The organism is Vibrio sp. Vb1554 (genome assembly GCF_033344235.1).
On sequence record NZ_JAWPOJ010000004.1, the window covers coordinates 160033 to 174788 of the forward strand.

General features: G+C 42.6%; 13 protein-coding genes. 8 read left to right on the top strand and 5 right to left on the bottom strand.

The window, feature by feature from the left end; translation table 11 throughout:
- The first annotated feature begins 24 nt into the window (after positions 1–24).
- The 3 genes from R8N28_RS05580 (at position 25) to R8N28_RS05590 (ending at position 1547) form a co-directional block, all read left to right on the top strand.
- Entirely contained in the window at positions 25–267 is a 243-nt protein-coding gene (locus tag R8N28_RS05580; protein ID WP_042520836.1) for a DUF2164 domain-containing protein, read from the top strand.
- Positions 268–441: 174 nt separating this feature from the next.
- Positions 442–981 (top strand): cytochrome b, encoded by a 540-nt coding sequence (locus R8N28_RS05585; RefSeq protein ID WP_025767789.1) that lies wholly within the window; start codon positions 442–444, stop codon positions 979–981.
- Positions 978–1547 (top strand): YceI family protein, encoded by a 570-nt coding sequence (locus R8N28_RS05590; RefSeq protein ID WP_017634178.1) that lies wholly within the window; start codon positions 978–980, stop codon positions 1545–1547. Before R8N28_RS05585 ends, R8N28_RS05590 begins: the two co-directional genes overlap by 4 nt.
- A 137-nt stretch (positions 1548–1684) precedes the next feature.
- Here R8N28_RS05590 and focA read toward each other — a convergent pair whose 3' ends face one another.
- Positions 1685–3136 carry a formate transporter FocA gene (gene focA, locus R8N28_RS05595; RefSeq protein ID WP_005390162.1) on the bottom strand — a complete coding sequence of 484 codons (1452 nt, stop codon included), beginning with the start codon at positions 3134–3136 and terminating at the stop codon, positions 1685–1687.
- Between the two features lie 301 nt (positions 3137–3437).
- On the opposite strand from focA, the gene R8N28_RS05600 reads away from it, so the two are divergent.
- Positions 3438–4343, top strand: coding sequence for a LysR substrate-binding domain-containing protein (locus R8N28_RS05600; RefSeq protein ID WP_005376369.1), 906 nt, complete (start codon positions 3438–3440; stop codon positions 4341–4343).
- A 227-nt stretch (positions 4344–4570) separates the two neighbouring features.
- Complete coding sequence (locus tag R8N28_RS05605; protein WP_017634175.1) at positions 4571–5053, top strand: DUF1097 domain-containing protein; 483 nt, start codon at positions 4571–4573, stop codon at positions 5051–5053.
- Between the two features lie 153 nt (positions 5054–5206).
- Here R8N28_RS05605 and R8N28_RS05610 read toward each other — a convergent pair whose 3' ends face one another.
- On the bottom strand, positions 5207–6841 hold the full coding sequence (locus R8N28_RS05610) for an ATP-dependent endonuclease (RefSeq protein WP_017634174.1): 1635 nt from the start codon (positions 6839–6841) through the stop codon (positions 5207–5209).
- Positions 6842–7109: 268 nt separating this feature from the next.
- On the opposite strand from R8N28_RS05610, the gene R8N28_RS05615 reads away from it, so the two are divergent.
- The 3 genes from R8N28_RS05615 (at position 7110) to R8N28_RS05625 (ending at position 10966) form a co-directional block, all read left to right on the top strand.
- Entirely contained in the window at positions 7110–8852 is a 1743-nt protein-coding gene (locus R8N28_RS05615) for a bifunctional metallophosphatase/5'-nucleotidase (protein ID WP_025767787.1), read from the top strand.
- A 623-nt stretch (positions 8853–9475) separates the two neighbouring features.
- On the top strand, positions 9476–10495 hold the full coding sequence (locus R8N28_RS05620) for a TerC/Alx family metal homeostasis membrane protein (RefSeq protein ID WP_031781325.1): 1020 nt from the start codon (positions 9476–9478) through the stop codon (positions 10493–10495).
- Between the two features lie 279 nt (positions 10496–10774).
- Positions 10775–10966 (top strand): hypothetical protein, encoded by a 192-nt coding sequence (locus R8N28_RS05625; RefSeq protein ID WP_005376351.1) that lies wholly within the window; start codon positions 10775–10777, stop codon positions 10964–10966.
- Between the two features lie 185 nt (positions 10967–11151).
- Here the strand turns inward: R8N28_RS05625 and R8N28_RS05630 are convergent, their stop codons facing one another.
- The 3 genes from R8N28_RS05630 to R8N28_RS05640 all read right to left on the bottom strand — a co-directional run bounded on the left by R8N28_RS05630 (position 11152) and on the right by R8N28_RS05640 (position 14752).
- The gene (locus R8N28_RS05630) at positions 11152–11709 is read right to left on the bottom strand and encodes a PhnA domain-containing protein (RefSeq protein WP_005376350.1); all 558 of its coding nucleotides are present in this window, start codon (positions 11707–11709) and stop codon (positions 11152–11154) included.
- Between the two features lie 289 nt (positions 11710–11998).
- On the bottom strand, positions 11999–12208 hold the full coding sequence (locus R8N28_RS05635; RefSeq protein ID WP_017634171.1) for a YgdI/YgdR family lipoprotein: 210 nt from the start codon (positions 12206–12208) through the stop codon (positions 11999–12001).
- Positions 12209–12343: 135 nt separating this feature from the next.
- Positions 12344–14752, bottom strand: coding sequence for a VolA/Pla-1 family phospholipase (locus R8N28_RS05640; protein ID WP_065275279.1), 2409 nt, complete (start codon positions 14750–14752; stop codon positions 12344–12346).
- Positions 14753–14756: the final 4 nt, after the last annotated feature.

A 14756-nucleotide genomic window follows, 5' to 3' on the forward strand; every position in this document is an offset into this window, starting at 1 on the left:
GAACAAAAATTTGAAAGGGAAAAAATGATAAAGCTAGAACGCGCACAAAAAGAGGCGTTGGCCACCGCCATTCAAGATTACATGCAAGACGAGCTAGATGTTGAAATTGGCCAGTTCGATAGTGAGTTTCTAATTGATTTTATTACAGAAAAACTAGGACCGATTTATTATAACAAGGGTGTTGAAGATGCTAAGTTACTGGTTGAACGCAGAATGTTAGAAGTTTCCGAAGAGCTGTATGAGATAGAACAAGAAATTAAGCTGTAAGTTTCAGTTTTACAAACGATTTAAAGTTCCTTCAAAAAATTCGAACAACTTGATAGATACGGTACCATTGGCTGGATGTAAATGATGGTAAATAATCTGTTTCATATGACGTAAATAGGTTAATGTAGTGTTTCTTGCTCAGCATTAACTTAGGAATATATCTAGGAACTTGAGATGGATACACTGGTAAAGAATTACAACCTTACTGCACGCGTGATGCATTGGTTATCAGCGCTGTGCATTATTGGTCTATTTGCAGTGGGTTTGTGGATGGTCGACCTTAGCTATTACAGCGAATGGTATCGAACTGCGCCGCATTACCATCGCTCTGTCGGTATTTTACTCGCTATTTTAACTTTGGCACGCATCGTATGGAAACATGTGACGGCGTCACCAAAGGTAGAAGGCAAACGTTACGAAGTGCTTGCTGCTAAAGCAGCGCATGGTGTCATGTACCTACTATTGATCACCATCTTTGTTTCAGGTTACCTCATTTCAACGTCTGATGGACGCGGCATCGAAGTGTTTAATTGGTTCACCGTGCCAGGAGCGGGAGAGTTATTCCCAGGCCAATCAGATATTGCAGGTGAGATTCACTTCTATGCAGCTTGGGCAGTCATCCTGATTGCAGGCTTACATGCTATTGCTGCACTAAAACACCACTTTATCGATAAAGACAACACATTAAGAAAAATGTTAGGAGCTTCAAAATGAAAAAGTCACTTTTCGCTACAGGATTAGCTATCGCTATGGCACTGCCATTTGGTGCGCAAGCTGCAGATTATGTCATCGATACCAAAGGTGCTCACGCTTCAATCAACTTTAAAGTTAGTCACTTGGGTTACAGTTTCATCAAAGGTCGTTTCAATACATTTTCTGGTGACTTTTCTTTTGATGAAAACAACATTGCTGACTCAAAAGTAAATGTTGTTGTTGATACAACCAGCCTAGATTCAAACCATGCTGAACGTGACAAACACATTCGTAGTGGTGACTTCATCGATGCTGGTAAATACAGTGAAGCAACCTTTACGAGCACAAAAGTGGTTGATAAAGGCAATGGCAAACTAGATGTAACTGGTGATCTAACGCTACACGGTGTTACTAAGCCTATTACTATTGAGGCTGAATTCGTTGGTGCTGGCAGTGACCCATGGGGCGGCGAGCGCGCTGGCTTTGTTGGCAACACTCGCCTAGAGCTTGCTGACTTTGACATCCCAGTAATGGGTGCTTCAAGCTACGTCGATATGGAACTTCATATCGAAGGTATTAAGAAGTAATTAGTTCCTTTTAGATACACTAAAAGCGCTCTTCACTTGAAGAGCGCTTTTTTATTATCTTAATCACATCACTAACATCGATAAACCAGTCAGTGATAGCGATTGAAAGCCAATAGACGTTGTAAATGTTTAGCGAATTACGCTGTTTCTAACTCACTTTTTTCCACCAAGTTTAAACGCTCACCAAAAATCGGGCGTAGTGCTTTTAATACTTCAGTACGAGTAACCACCCCGACCATCTGCCCATTTTCAAGCACAGGAAGCACTTGTGGCTTACTTACTTTGATACTTTTAGCGCGTTCTTCGAGAGACAAAGACGTCAAGCGAGTGGCAATACCCATACTGCTCGCTGGGTACAACTGCTCTTTATCGATACATAGGAATTCCACAACATCAACGAGACGATCACCAGCGTCAATTGCGACCACATCTCGGCTCATGATGTCGACGACTTTTTGGTCTTTCACCGGAATGTAGTCCTCACACCATAGTTCTACCATCACATCGTGAGCAGAGAAGAAGCCAACTAATCGATTTTGTACGTCTACAACAGGTGCGCTAGTTACGTTGTTATCAAGTAACACATCCAGCGCGGCTGCAATTGGCGTTTCTGCACGAATGGTGACTGGTTTTTGGTTCATAATGTCTTTAACAAAAGAGGCATTTTTCATGGTGAAATCCTTAACTGACGACAGTGTTGTAGTTGTAGTGATAGAAGAAATATTCGCTGCTTTTAGTTCTGGTCGGCGAAAAATACACCAGTTTGAAAGGCCAACTAATACCGCTCCGCCGACGATGTTGCCAAGCGTGACAGGAATTAAGTTAGCGGTAATAAAGTGGCTAATGTTTAGGTCTGTGTATTGTGACGCGGGCACACCGACAGATGCCCAAAAAGATTCAGGTGCAAAATTCGCGATAACAATACCAAGTGGAACCATAAACATGTTCGCAACACAGTGCTCAAAACCGCTGCTGACAAACATTGCCACAGGCAAAATTGTCATTGCTGCTTTTGTCATTGCATTTGCAGAACTAAATGTCAGCCAAATCGCTAGGCAGACCAACAGGTTACAGAGAATACCGAGTGCAAACGCTTGAATGAGAGTGTGGTGAAGTTTGTGTTGTGCGATGTTAAGCGCATTTAATCCCCATTGACCGCCATCCATCTGATAAAGACCAGCAGCAGTAACCAACGCAAGTAGGAACATCGCACCAATAAAGTTACCAACGTAAACTTTGCCCCAGATCGAAAGCATCTTACCGAACGAGATTTGCTTATTGGCCCAAGAAATACTGGATAGGACGGAGCTGGTAAATAATTCACCACCGCAGATCACTATGAGGATCAATCCCATGCTAAATGCGAGTCCACCAGCTAGGCGGCTCAAGCCCCAACCAGCGCCCGTACTGCCGGTGGTCACCGTGATGTAAAACAAGAATGCTAACCCGATGAACGCGCCGGCCATAATGGCGAGGCTTAATGTCATACTGCTGGTTTTGTTTGCCTTACTTAACGCAAATTTTTCCGCTTCAACCATCATCTCTTTTGGAGAAAAATACTGGTGATTTTGAGAACTGGTCACCGCCATATTGACTCCTTAATTTGTAATCGCATAAAAAATCCTTGGTTATTAACTCAAAAATGAAATTGTTGTTTTTATTAAGAGCCTCAATGACTTCGGTTTCAAAACCATTGAGGCTTGCGGTGTTCCCGAACCGCGTACTCAGAATAGGGAGAGCGGTTAGTAAGGTAAAATTGATAATATTTAGAAACCTCATCAAATTAATTGATAACTTTACGGGGCTAGGTAAAATGAACTCTATTGCTTATTGGGGCATGCTTTAACAATTGTGGGAATTGGGAAATACCCACTAATAATGGAGGACACTTTGCGCTACTCACTTAAGCAATTAGCGGTTTTCGACGCAGTTGCAGATACCGGCAGTGTAAGCCAAGCCGCAGAAAAATTGGCTTTGACACAATCAGCGACGAGCATGTCGCTTGCGCAATTAGAGAAGATGCTTGGCAGGCCGTTGTTTGAGAGGCAAGGCAAGCAAATGGCGTTAACCCATTGGGGGATGTGGTTACGACCAAAAGCAAAACGCTTGCTACAAGATGCATTGCAGATTGAAATGGGCTTCTATGAGCAACATTTATTGAGTGGTGAGATTCGTATGGGAGCGAGTCAAACCCCAGCAGAGCACTTAGTTCCCGACCTTATCAGTATCATTGATAATGACTTTCCAGAAATGCGTATTTCTCTCGGTGTACAAAGTACAAAAGGGGTGATTGATGGGGTATTAGATTACAAGTATGACTTAGGGATTATTGAAGGGCGCTGTGATGATAACCGTTTACACCAAGAAGTATGGTGTCGTGATCATCTTACTGTTGTCGCAGCTTCTCATCATCCTTTTGCGCGTAATCAGTCTGTTAGCCTTGCGCAGTTAGAGCAAGCGAAGTGGGTACTAAGAGAGCATGGCTCTGGCACACGAAAAACATTTGATAGTTCTATTCACCACCTTATTGAAGATTTGGATGTGTGGCGCGAGTACGAACACGTTCCGGTGTTACGTAGTTTAGTTGCTAATGGTCAGTACCTTACTTGCTTACCGTATTTAGATGTAGAGCGATATATAGAAGCAGGTCACCTTGTGGCATTAAATGTACCTGAGTTAAAAATGGAAAGGACGCTTTCATTTATATGGCGTTCAGATATGGCAGAAAACCCATTAGTCGACTGCATTAAAAGAGAGGGGCTGCGAATGATGAAAGGGAAGCCTTCAGTTCTTTAAAGGTTGATTAAATATGCCTACGAGATGAGTTGGTTTATTCCCTAAATCTGTTGATTTATCGGTTGCGTCAAACTTTTAATGTAAATTGTGAAAATAATAATATCTTATTGTGATCAATATCACCGATAAGCTGAGCTGATGTATCTAACATGTGTCCTTGATTTCAATGTATGAAGGCAGTTATTGAACCATATAGGTACGATAATAGCCGAGTAGGTATGACTACCATGACGACACTTTTAGCTATTTCTATTACTACTGGAATTTTATCTGGCGTATGGGGTTGGATCGCCATCTCTTTAGGTTTGCTTTCTTGGGCTGGTTTTTTAGGTTGCACGAGCTACTTTGCAGCGCCAACGAGCGGATTGAAAGGACTAGGCATCAGCTTAATCACCAATATGACAGGCGTATTCTGGGCAATGGTAATTATTCACGGTTCCACTTACGTGGGGTTGGAAATTATTGGCTATGTGATTACCGCTATTGTGGCATTCTTCATGTGTATTCAAGCTAAACAGGCTTGGCTCGCGTACATCCCTGGTACTTTTATTGGTTCATGCGCAACATTTGCGGCTGACGGAAACTGGCAACTTGTCATTCCATCGTTGTTGCTAGGTGGTGTGTTTGGCTATCTAATGAAAGCGACAGGGCTATGGTTGCATACGAAATCAACCGCTACTTCTTCTTCGCTTGCTGAGCAAGCACAGTAGTGAACCCCCGATCTTATTGGTATCCACTGTGTATTGAGTTTTATCCCTCTCAATACCCTTAATCAAAATTAATGATGTTTGATACAAGCACACCAAATTGGTGTGCTTTTTTTGTATTACAAGACAATACGCTGAGTGTGAAATACGCCTAACTCATGTATTGCCGTTGGCCATGGTAACAACGCGTTTAAGTGTCCAGCGCAGAAGAACAGGAATACACTCCATGCCTTTCTCTTCACAATGAGAAACAATAGCCAAAGCTAAGTCCGGTTTTGCATGTTTTTTCAAAACACGATTTACGACTTTTTTAGCAGGGATAGGGTGGTCATGAGGAACTTTGATGATGTCCTTAAAGAAAAGTTCAAAACCATTGTTGTACAGAAAGTGCTCGATGTCTCGGTCGGGTAACTCCGTAAGTCGATGCCTTTCCTGATCATGGTCGAGCTGTGCTCGCACTGCATGCGCGTACTTTTTCCCTGCTGGGTCGCCATCAGTAACGACATGCCAATCAATACCAAACTCTTTTGCTACTTTGATGAGTGATTTTAGACCTGATTGAGCAAACTCAACGATTTGAACCCCTTCGGCAGCCAAGTCATACCCGCATTGACGAGCCAGTTCATGAAAAAGCCAAACTTCGGTTTCGCCCTCAACAAGTAACCAGCACCGCGCAAATAATGCTCCTGAACGATGAAAACGAATATGGAAACCAATTCGGCGCAACTCGTCTCGACCAAACTTTGTTGAGTTTAAACTCTTAGCGATGGTTCTGTCTGATAACCGAATTAAACGTCGGATTGAATACAGTGGAACAGAACCAAGTAACGTGCCACTGTTGGTGGTTAATATCTTTTGCATTGGCAACAATTGCAATAAGGACCACGCTCTCGCTAGATGAGTTGGATGCAGTCGACCTTCTGGATCTTCAATGATCAGTATTGGTCTCGCACAGCGCCTTAAATCGGTGGGACCCTTAGCTTGAAGATAGGCATTGAGTAACCCCATTAAAAGCAAGCGGCTTTGTTTGTCATTGGTTTCTTTCAAGAACTGACTCAAGCCTTTATCAGAGGAAGGGCTTGTATAGAAAAGACCATCACGAGGTTTGCGTGGGTTGCCTTTACTGACACTTCTGAACGCGAAATAGTGTTCAACAAGCGTTTGCATTGAGTCGAGGCTACTACGAATCTCACCTTTATTCACATGGCCAGGCATAGCCAATAAGCGTCGACAGGTGTTGTTGATTCGTTTTTCAATCCGAGCATTTTTACCATCGCCGTTGACATGGTTTAAATCTGGGAAGCGTCGGGAGTCACGTAGTCGGATTACAGGATGAAGTGTCATTAACTCAATAGCGAGTTTCTCTGAGTGGTGAAGTTTTTTGGGTTTGCCGTTATGATCCAAAAACGCGTACTTTGTATTAATGCCGTGCTCATCGCGAGACGCACTAATACGATAGTAAATGACTTGCTCACCATCTTCGTTGGTGCACCATGTAGGCTTTATGCGTCTGTAGCGTCCCGCTTTTACTTCGTTTTTATCCTGTGCTTTAAAACAAACAATGATCTGTAAGTGTTGTGTTTGTGGATGAGAAATTGAGTAGTCAACGTGAAAATCTTTCAGTTTGAATTGATACAATGAGCCATTGGCAGGTAGTGCGATGGAAAGGGCATCGAGCAATGATGATTTGCCCCACGTGTTTTCACCGATAAGCGTGGTGAGTTCGTCAAAAGAGAGTGAAAGGCGTTTGATGCCTCTAAACCCGGAGATTTCGATGCGTTCTAGTCTCATCTCAATCCTCCTTGCAATTATTTGAATTATCGAGAGTTATTTTGCTACTCCTAAGCATATATGAATTCGGAATTTTTGAGTTAAGCTCAGTTCACAAAATTACGAGAGCCTCTTACTGAATAGAGACCGTTACAAGCGAGGCTTGCTTTCAAAGCTGGGGGACAGCATCGTGATCACTTAAACATGAAATCCTAAATCGCAGTTTCATAAAATTCATGATTCTGTCATGATTCACTTCTTATTATTATAAGGAATGAAAAAAGAGAAGATGAAGATGAATAACAATCATAAGCCAGTGAGAATCAAACTGGCACACATCAATGACACACATTCCTACTTTGAACCAACGTCATTACAGTTAAAGCTTAAGATAAACAATGAACTCACGCTAGAACCCTATGTCAGTGCTGGCGGCTTTTCTCGTATCGCAACCAGAGTCGAGCAGTTAAGAGATGATGCTCAGCGCCAAGGTCATGGGATGTTGTTCCTCCATGCCGGAGATTGCTTCCAAGGCACGCTGTATTTCTCACTATTTAAAGGCAAAGCCAATGCCGACTTATTGAACGCATTAAAGATTGATGCAATGGCGTTAGGTAACCATGAATTAGATATGGGGAATGAGCCAGTTGCATTGTTTTGCCAACGTACTCAGTTCCCATTGCTTGCTGGCAACTGGGATTTATCCAATGAATCACTTAAAAAACCTCACCGTATCAGTGATTGCAAGGATGTATATAGTTACCAACCGGATACACAGAGCGCTCAATACATTGTTAAAGAATTCCATGGTGAGCGGGTCGCGATTTTCGGATTATCCATAGATAAAATGAGCGACATCGCAAACCCTGATGCAGACACGCCTTTTCACTCAGCAATTGAAACCGCCAAGGCGACCGTAAAACAAATCCATTCATCAGGTATAAAAAATATTATTCTTCTGAGCCACTTAGGTTATGAAGGTGATTTAGAGTTAGCTGAGCAAGTTGCAGGTATTGGAATAATTGTTGGTGGACACAGCCACCGGTTGCAAGGTGATTTTTCATCAATAGGGTTAGGACAAGACGATCCCTACGGTATCAAAATTAATGATACCTATGTGGTGCAAGCGGGTTTCCATGCTTTGACAATGGGGCACTGTGTCATTGAGTTTGATGAACACGGTAAAGCAACGATGTTGAGTGGACAAAATGAACTGTTGCTGGGTCGACGTATTTTTTGGGACTCGACGCTAAACCAACAGCTCGACCAAGGTGTATTCGAAACCGCGTGCGACTTCATCCATGGTCAACCGAATGTCGTGGTTTGTAAGAAACACCCGGAAACTCAAGCGATCCTGAGCGATAAATATATTCCTCAGGTCAGGCAGTTACAGTCACAAGTCATTGCTAGTGTTGACACCAAAAAGCGTCATGTGAGAATTCCCGATGAATTTGGTGAGAGTGAGTTGGCTTCCTCCGTTGCCCGATCATTTCTGCACTGTTTAAACAAACGTGGATATAACGTTCAATTTGCAATTCATAATGCGGGTGGCGTGCGAACCTCTTTGAACCCTGGCAACATTACAGTGGCAGACATTGCCGGACGGCTGTTGCCTTTTGCCGTTCCTATCGGCTTTTACGATGTAAAAGGCAGCGCTATTCGCCGTGCACTTGAAGGCGCGATAAATAATGCACTCAACAATGGCGTAGAAGGCACTGGATCTGGCAGTTATCCGTACACTTACAATTTAAACTTCGAGTACCACGCAGATGCCCCAAAAGGTGAAAGAGTTCAATCATTAGTGATTTTTGATGGTAAACAATGGGTAGGTGTTCAAGATGATGTTTGGTATCGAGGGACTTCTTCTGCCTATACGATGAAAGGGAAAGAGGGGTACGACGCATTGCAGGAGATGAAAGGAGAAGGGCGTGTGACCAGTTTGTCCATGGCTGATTGTTTTATTGAACTCCTGACCGATGAGCCAAACTGTTTGAATCAAAGTCACAAACTTTACACAAAGCGACGTCGATAATAGATACTGGTATTGATTTTGCTGCTCTCCACTTACTACATGGGTTGATGAGGATGGCAGTATGTGGAATAAAGATTGGGCAGATACGGCAGTCGTGGTTGCCTGGATCGCAATTTGGTCAACACTGGTCTACTTTGTGCCTCTAAGCGGCTTTTGAATTGCTAAGAATGTGGATGCTACAAAAGGGAGCAGTAATGCTCCTTTTTTGTATCTATCTTCCCCGTTAGGCCTCTAACCAATGAAGAGTTTGTCTTGAGCCATTTGCTGCTTTTTGTCTGTTTACTATAGTTGCGGTGGTTGAATCCATTTCTTTCTTTTTTATAGTGCTTCCTGATTTTTGATAAGAATTTTATTTCGATAAGACAAGGTTTTTTTGTTGGAAAGCCTGACGCTCGGCGTTATTATGTCGACGTTTGGGGAGTAGTTAGCGCAAGTTTACTTATCGTCATCTCGTTAAGCATCAGCTTATCCGGTAAGTAAAGGTGTTACGTGGTTTATTCACATCAACACTTCAACGAGACCAACGCATTCATTGACTAGCAGCACATAATCGTTATGTGGCTGTTGGTTGTTATTGTATGCGGAAGGTCACCAAACGAAGTCCTTCCGCCATGGGAGGAAATATGTCTCTTATCGAAAATACCACCCAATTGAGCCAATCGGTGCCTCTTCAAGAATCATTAGCGATGTATGGTGCTTTTGGTTTATTTACCCTTGTTCTTGTTACGCTTGATATCTATCAAACACGTGGTGGCGCTATCACGATGAAAAAAGCCATCGTTTGGAGTGTTTTTTGGTTCTTGCTTGCCTTTGTTTTTGCAGGTTCTATTTATTTATTCTGGGACTTTTACGCGCCACATAGCGCTTATACGAACGACAAAGCAACGATTTCATTCTTAACTGGTTACTTACTAGAGAAGTCGTTAAGCGTTGATAACTTGTTTGTGTTTGCCATCATCTTTGCACAATACAGTGTGCCGGAGCATTTGCGTCCGAGAGCATTGCTTTGGGGGGTGATAGGTGCGCTAGTTTTACGTGCTGTCATGATTGCGGTTGGTGCTCAGTTACTTGCACAGTATCACTGGGTATTGTACTTATTTGCTGCTTTCCTTATTTGGACAGGTGTTAAGCTAGCTCGCGACAAAGGCGAAGCAGAAGAAGTTAATCCATATCCGGAGCAGTTGATTCGAAAGGTATTGCCAGTTACAGATGACTACCAAGGAAATCACTTAATCTTAAAGCAAGCTGGTAAGTGGGTGGCAACACCGATGCTGATCGTTGTTGGTGTCATTGCAGTAATGGACGTTATGTTTGCGTTGGATTCTATACCAGCTATATTCGCGGTAACGCGAGAGCCATTTTTAGTCTTAGCCGCGAACGTATTTGCATTATTGGGTTTGCGATCGCTGTACTTTGTTCTTCAAGCAATGTTAGACAAGTTTGTATACTTAAAACCAGCATTATCAGTAATCATGATGTTTATCGGGGTAAAAATGCTATTGGTTGGAACAGAATATGAGATTCCGACAGCATGGTCTCTCACATTTTTAGTTGTTGTGATGACATCGGCAGTGGTGGCATCACTCCTAAAAAATAAAGCGAAGCGTCAAACTAGCGTTAATATTACTAATCAAAAAATATAAAGTAAGCACTAAAATCAAAAGAAGTAACGAAAAATATTGTTAAATATATGTTGTTGCTTAAGGGGCGATTATGCAGGTAATGTTCAGTTATTCAATGTAATTACAGCAATTTTGATTATTTATGCCGTTATTATTCATTTGTATTTTTGAGTTTTGTAATGAGTTTGTTTTATTAGAAATTCTAATTTGAATGGGTAAAATTTGTCATTTCTTAAACAATAAGAAACTGACTAATATACAACCAACTAAACAGACTACTGCTTTTAAAGAGAGGCAATCATGGCACAAGCAATGCAAATGACAAATGTAGCTTTACCAACCTCTATGGATAAGAAAACCTACGCGGTTAACTTCAAAGGACTGATTGCTCACTTACTGGACATTCTATTTGTAGATAACACTGCGCCACGCAGTTACTACGCAGAAGACTTGTCAGCACATATTCAAAAAGACATCGGTATGTACCGTTAATATTGAAATAGTGTAAGAAATACCGGCCTATGAGCCGGTATTTTTTTATTTGTAAAACATGCCTACTCAACCTACTCCCTAGAAAAGAAACACTCTAGAGGAGGTAGACATGATAGTAGATTAAGTGTTGTATAGAAAAACGGGGCACCATTGGTGCCCCGTTTTGACATGACTGAAGTGCGATATTACTTCTTGCGGCAGTATTCTGCGATCACGTACATCGACTGACCACCATTTGCCTTACCCGAAACTAGCTTTGGGTCATCGCCAAGGCTAATACCACGAATCACTGTACCTTGTTTGATTACTTGGTTAGTGCCTTTTACTGGTAGGTCTTTAATTACTGTTACATCGTCACCTTTCTTAAGTTCAGTGCCGTTACAGTCAACCGTTTTATCGTCAGCAGACATCCCTTTCATTGCCCAGTTCATTTGCTCTTCTTCCATGTACATCATGTCAAGAGCATCTTGAGCCCAGCTTTCTGTGTTTAGGCGAGTGAGTTGGCGCCATGCAGTCACTTGTACAGCAGGAACCTGGCTCCACATGCTTTCGTTTAGACAACGCCAGTGGTTAATGTCTTTTGGCTCATCGATCTCACCCAGACACTTATCACAAACCATGATGGCAGTATCAACCGTCACATTACCGTGAGGTGGGACAGCGTATGCAGTTAGTTGAGATTCAGAAGAACACAGTTCACATTTTGACTCGCAGCGCGCAAGCAGAGTAGCTTCAATAGACATAAGGACTCACCTTAGTAATGTTATTTTGTGGCGGTATTATCCACTTTATCCTGAGAAATAAAAGGGTGTTAGCGAATTAAAGACTAGATTTTACAATACTCCAACCTGATTAAGGTGAAGATGTAAAATATTCGCTAAATAAATAATACGGAAGTATAAAAGACACTATTAATTGTTTTGGCTTATGAATTAGTTGTGTCAATTTCTACAACGATTACAAGCTTAAAAGAGGTAAATTTAGAGAGAGGGTGGCTAGAACATAGCCCTCTAATTTACAGAGGGCCTGTCGTTAACGTTCGACAATCTGGACAATTTGCTCTTTTGAAATACTCATTTCTTTACCATCCATGTCTTCATATTCGTACATACCCGTTTCCTCGTTCAGGTCTGGTTTACCGTAAGAGGTGATAATTTTCCCTTCATTTGTCGACATCAGATATTGGCTACTTCCGCATGCAGAAAGAAGTAATACAGTGGCAATAACAGTCAATACGCGCATAGAGTTTTCCTTTTAAACAAGTGAGTTAGGCAAAGACATCGATTTAACTATAGCAGAGGAAATATGAGTGGGTTTGAATAGAATTAAATGAAAAAGCCCAGTAGAAACTGGGCTTTGGTAGGAAGGGTGTTGCGATTACTTCAAAACAGAAGTGTTAGTGACACCTGTTAGTGCGTCATCCATTAAGAAGTCAGTGTTTTCCATCTGCATCTCTACATGATGATCAATATCAGACAAAGTGCCATTTGGCGAAGCAAAAGTACTGTGCGATGCAGTAGCATTAAACTGTACAAAGCTTGCAGTTGCATTCACAGTAGTGTCCGTACTGTTCACAGTCTTCAACCCTAGCTTATTAGCAAGCGGTTCAGTACCCGCGAATGGTGCATTTGGAACGCTGTTTGGTACCGTGCTATCGCCATCCACTTCTGTCATAAAGAATGGTGTCGTTAGCGAACCAGGTGCCACTAAATCTGAAGCGTTTGTGAACGGATCGACAGTGTCTAGTGTAGTCTGTGCTGCATAGATAAATTGTGAGAAACCTGCTTCTAGCGCTGCTACTTGAGCTTCCGTTGCCGCAGCCTCAAATGCTTCGTAACATGTTTTATCTTCTAGATCCGCACATGATGCATCAGCGTAATTCGCATAGTCTTTTGATGCTGCATAAGCGAGGTTATGTTTGATCTGAGGGCCGTAATTGTCTGAACCCAGTAACAAATTACCAATTTGTCCACCAGAGTTCTGTACTGATGCAGAACTAAAGGTGTACAGCGCATCCGCAGTAGGGCTGCCCAATGTATTGTTTGCTGCTGCGACGGCAGATGTAGCTACAATACCGCCAAGTGAATGACCTAGCATTTTGACTTTTGAACCCGTCATTGGGTTGAAGCCTTGCAGAGGACCTCCAGCTAAAAGACCGCCTTGAGCAGATACTACCAAGCTAGCGCGTAAACCTAACACATCCAGAACACTTTGACGTAGGTTGTCACGCGCAACGGCTAAGTTGGAAAGATTTAGATAAGCCAGTACATTCGCATTTGCGGAACGTTGTTCATCTAAGCTGCGCGTACCATGAATAGGTAAGTCAATAGCGATAACTGCCACACCTGCTTTTACCATATTGAACGCGAACGCGTACGCATTCTCTTTCGCTGAGGTGATGCCGTGTTGATAAATCACAACGTCTGTCGCGACGCCAGATTTAGGTGTGAAGACCAGTACTTCGACATCTTCAACCGATTTCACTACGGGAACAGGCGAGTAGCGAGTAATAATACGCTCACTATCAAGCTGGGTACCATCGGTAAGAGTAAGCTTAGCTCCAACAAGTTTTAGCTGCTCTGTAGGATCTGTAGCAAGCTTTGTCACATCAACAGGATCATTTGCAAAAACGCCTGTTGATAGCTGCTGAACCATGTTTGCTTGCTCGTTCGGATCCGCTAATGCTGCGCTTAGCTTCGCTAGGCTTGGCATCGCAGATACCATTGGTTGCATGTTCCAGCTTGCGCCTTTTTCCAGGTAATGAGGCAGTCTTACCACACCTTGTGTCACGCTTACATCGGCACCTGATTGCATGTAAAGGCCTTTAATTGCCGTTTTAGCTGCGTCTAGATCGCTAATGTATTTACTAAAGTCATCGTCAGAGTCTAGCGCAGTGCTAAAGTCTTGGGTTTCACCGAGCGTTATTGTGTAGGCCGTTGATAAGTCTACTGAACCTTCGTTTGAGTCATTTTTGTAAACGGTATTTAGTGTGTTTGCGCCAGTAGAAAAACCAGTAGCGGTTACTCCTTTGACTGCCGCTAACGTATCACCTACAGACTGGGTACTGAACCATGAGGAGTAAACGATGTCGTTAGGATTAACTTGAGCTAGACCAAAAATGCCTTCAACCGCCTGAGTGACTGCTTGAACAGAAGCAAGGTCGCCAGTTTCATAAACGATTTCTTTCGATTTACCAGTCGCATAACTTGCTGATGTACCAATTGGCTCACCATTCACGTCAGTAACATCTTGTGTAACCGCAAAAATGTACTCGCTTGACTCATCAAGTGCAGCCAAGAACTGGATGTATAGAGAGCTACCTTTTGCTTGAACTACGTAGTCCTGATTCTGAACGAGTACCTCTTCGATTGGGTTAGATTTACCGTCCCACTCGGTTAAGCGTTGGTTAATCTTGATGACTTTAACACCAGACGACAGCATGCCCGTTGCAAAACCGTCGCCGTTGAAGTTAAGAACGATTGGCATAGACGTTGACCATCCATCCATCGTGTTCATTGAGGCTCTAGGGTTGGTTAAAGCATCATCGCCATCAGTTGGCAGACCAAGCGTACCATCGCTTGTGTCCATTAATAAGTAAGACGGTGCCGGTACATCTGCGTTCGCTCCTTGAAGCGTAAAACTGATGGATGTTTCGCGATCAAGCAATGCTTGGACTTCATCTTCAAATTGAACTTTGTCGGAAGTACCAGAGCTGGAGGTATCATCACCACAACCAGCAAGAAGGATTGCAGAACAAAGCATTGATAATTTAAACGTGTGTTTCATTGGT

Excerpts from the sequence above, each read along its gene's own strand:
- R8N28_RS05580 (WP_042520836.1), top strand. The coding sequence starts at position 25 with ATGATAAAGCTAGAACGCGCACAAAAAGAGGCGTTGGCCACCGCCATT.
- R8N28_RS05585 (WP_025767789.1), top strand. The coding sequence starts at position 442 with ATGGATACACTGGTAAAGAATTACAACCTTACTGCACGCGTGATGCAT.
- R8N28_RS05590 (WP_017634178.1), top strand. The coding sequence starts at position 978 with ATGAAAAAGTCACTTTTCGCTACAGGATTAGCTATCGCTATGGCACTG.
- focA (WP_005390162.1), bottom strand. The coding sequence starts at position 3,136 with ATGGCGGTGACCAGTTCTCAAAATCACCAGTATTTTTCTCCAAAAGAG.
- R8N28_RS05605 (WP_017634175.1), top strand. The coding sequence starts at position 4,571 with ATGACGACACTTTTAGCTATTTCTATTACTACTGGAATTTTATCTGGC.
- R8N28_RS05610 (WP_017634174.1), bottom strand. The coding sequence starts at position 6,841 with ATGAGACTAGAACGCATCGAAATCTCCGGGTTTAGAGGCATCAAACGC.
- R8N28_RS05615 (WP_025767787.1), top strand. The coding sequence starts at position 7,110 with ATGAAGATGAATAACAATCATAAGCCAGTGAGAATCAAACTGGCACAC.
- R8N28_RS05620 (WP_031781325.1), top strand. The coding sequence starts at position 9,476 with ATGTCTCTTATCGAAAATACCACCCAATTGAGCCAATCGGTGCCTCTT.
- R8N28_RS05625 (WP_005376351.1), top strand. The coding sequence starts at position 10,775 with ATGGCACAAGCAATGCAAATGACAAATGTAGCTTTACCAACCTCTATG.
- R8N28_RS05630 (WP_005376350.1), bottom strand. The coding sequence starts at position 11,709 with ATGTCTATTGAAGCTACTCTGCTTGCGCGCTGCGAGTCAAAATGTGAA.
- R8N28_RS05635 (WP_017634171.1), bottom strand. The coding sequence starts at position 12,208 with ATGCGCGTATTGACTGTTATTGCCACTGTATTACTTCTTTCTGCATGC.
- R8N28_RS05640 (WP_065275279.1), bottom strand. The coding sequence starts at position 14,752 with ATGAAACACACGTTTAAATTATCAATGCTTTGTTCTGCAATCCTTCTT.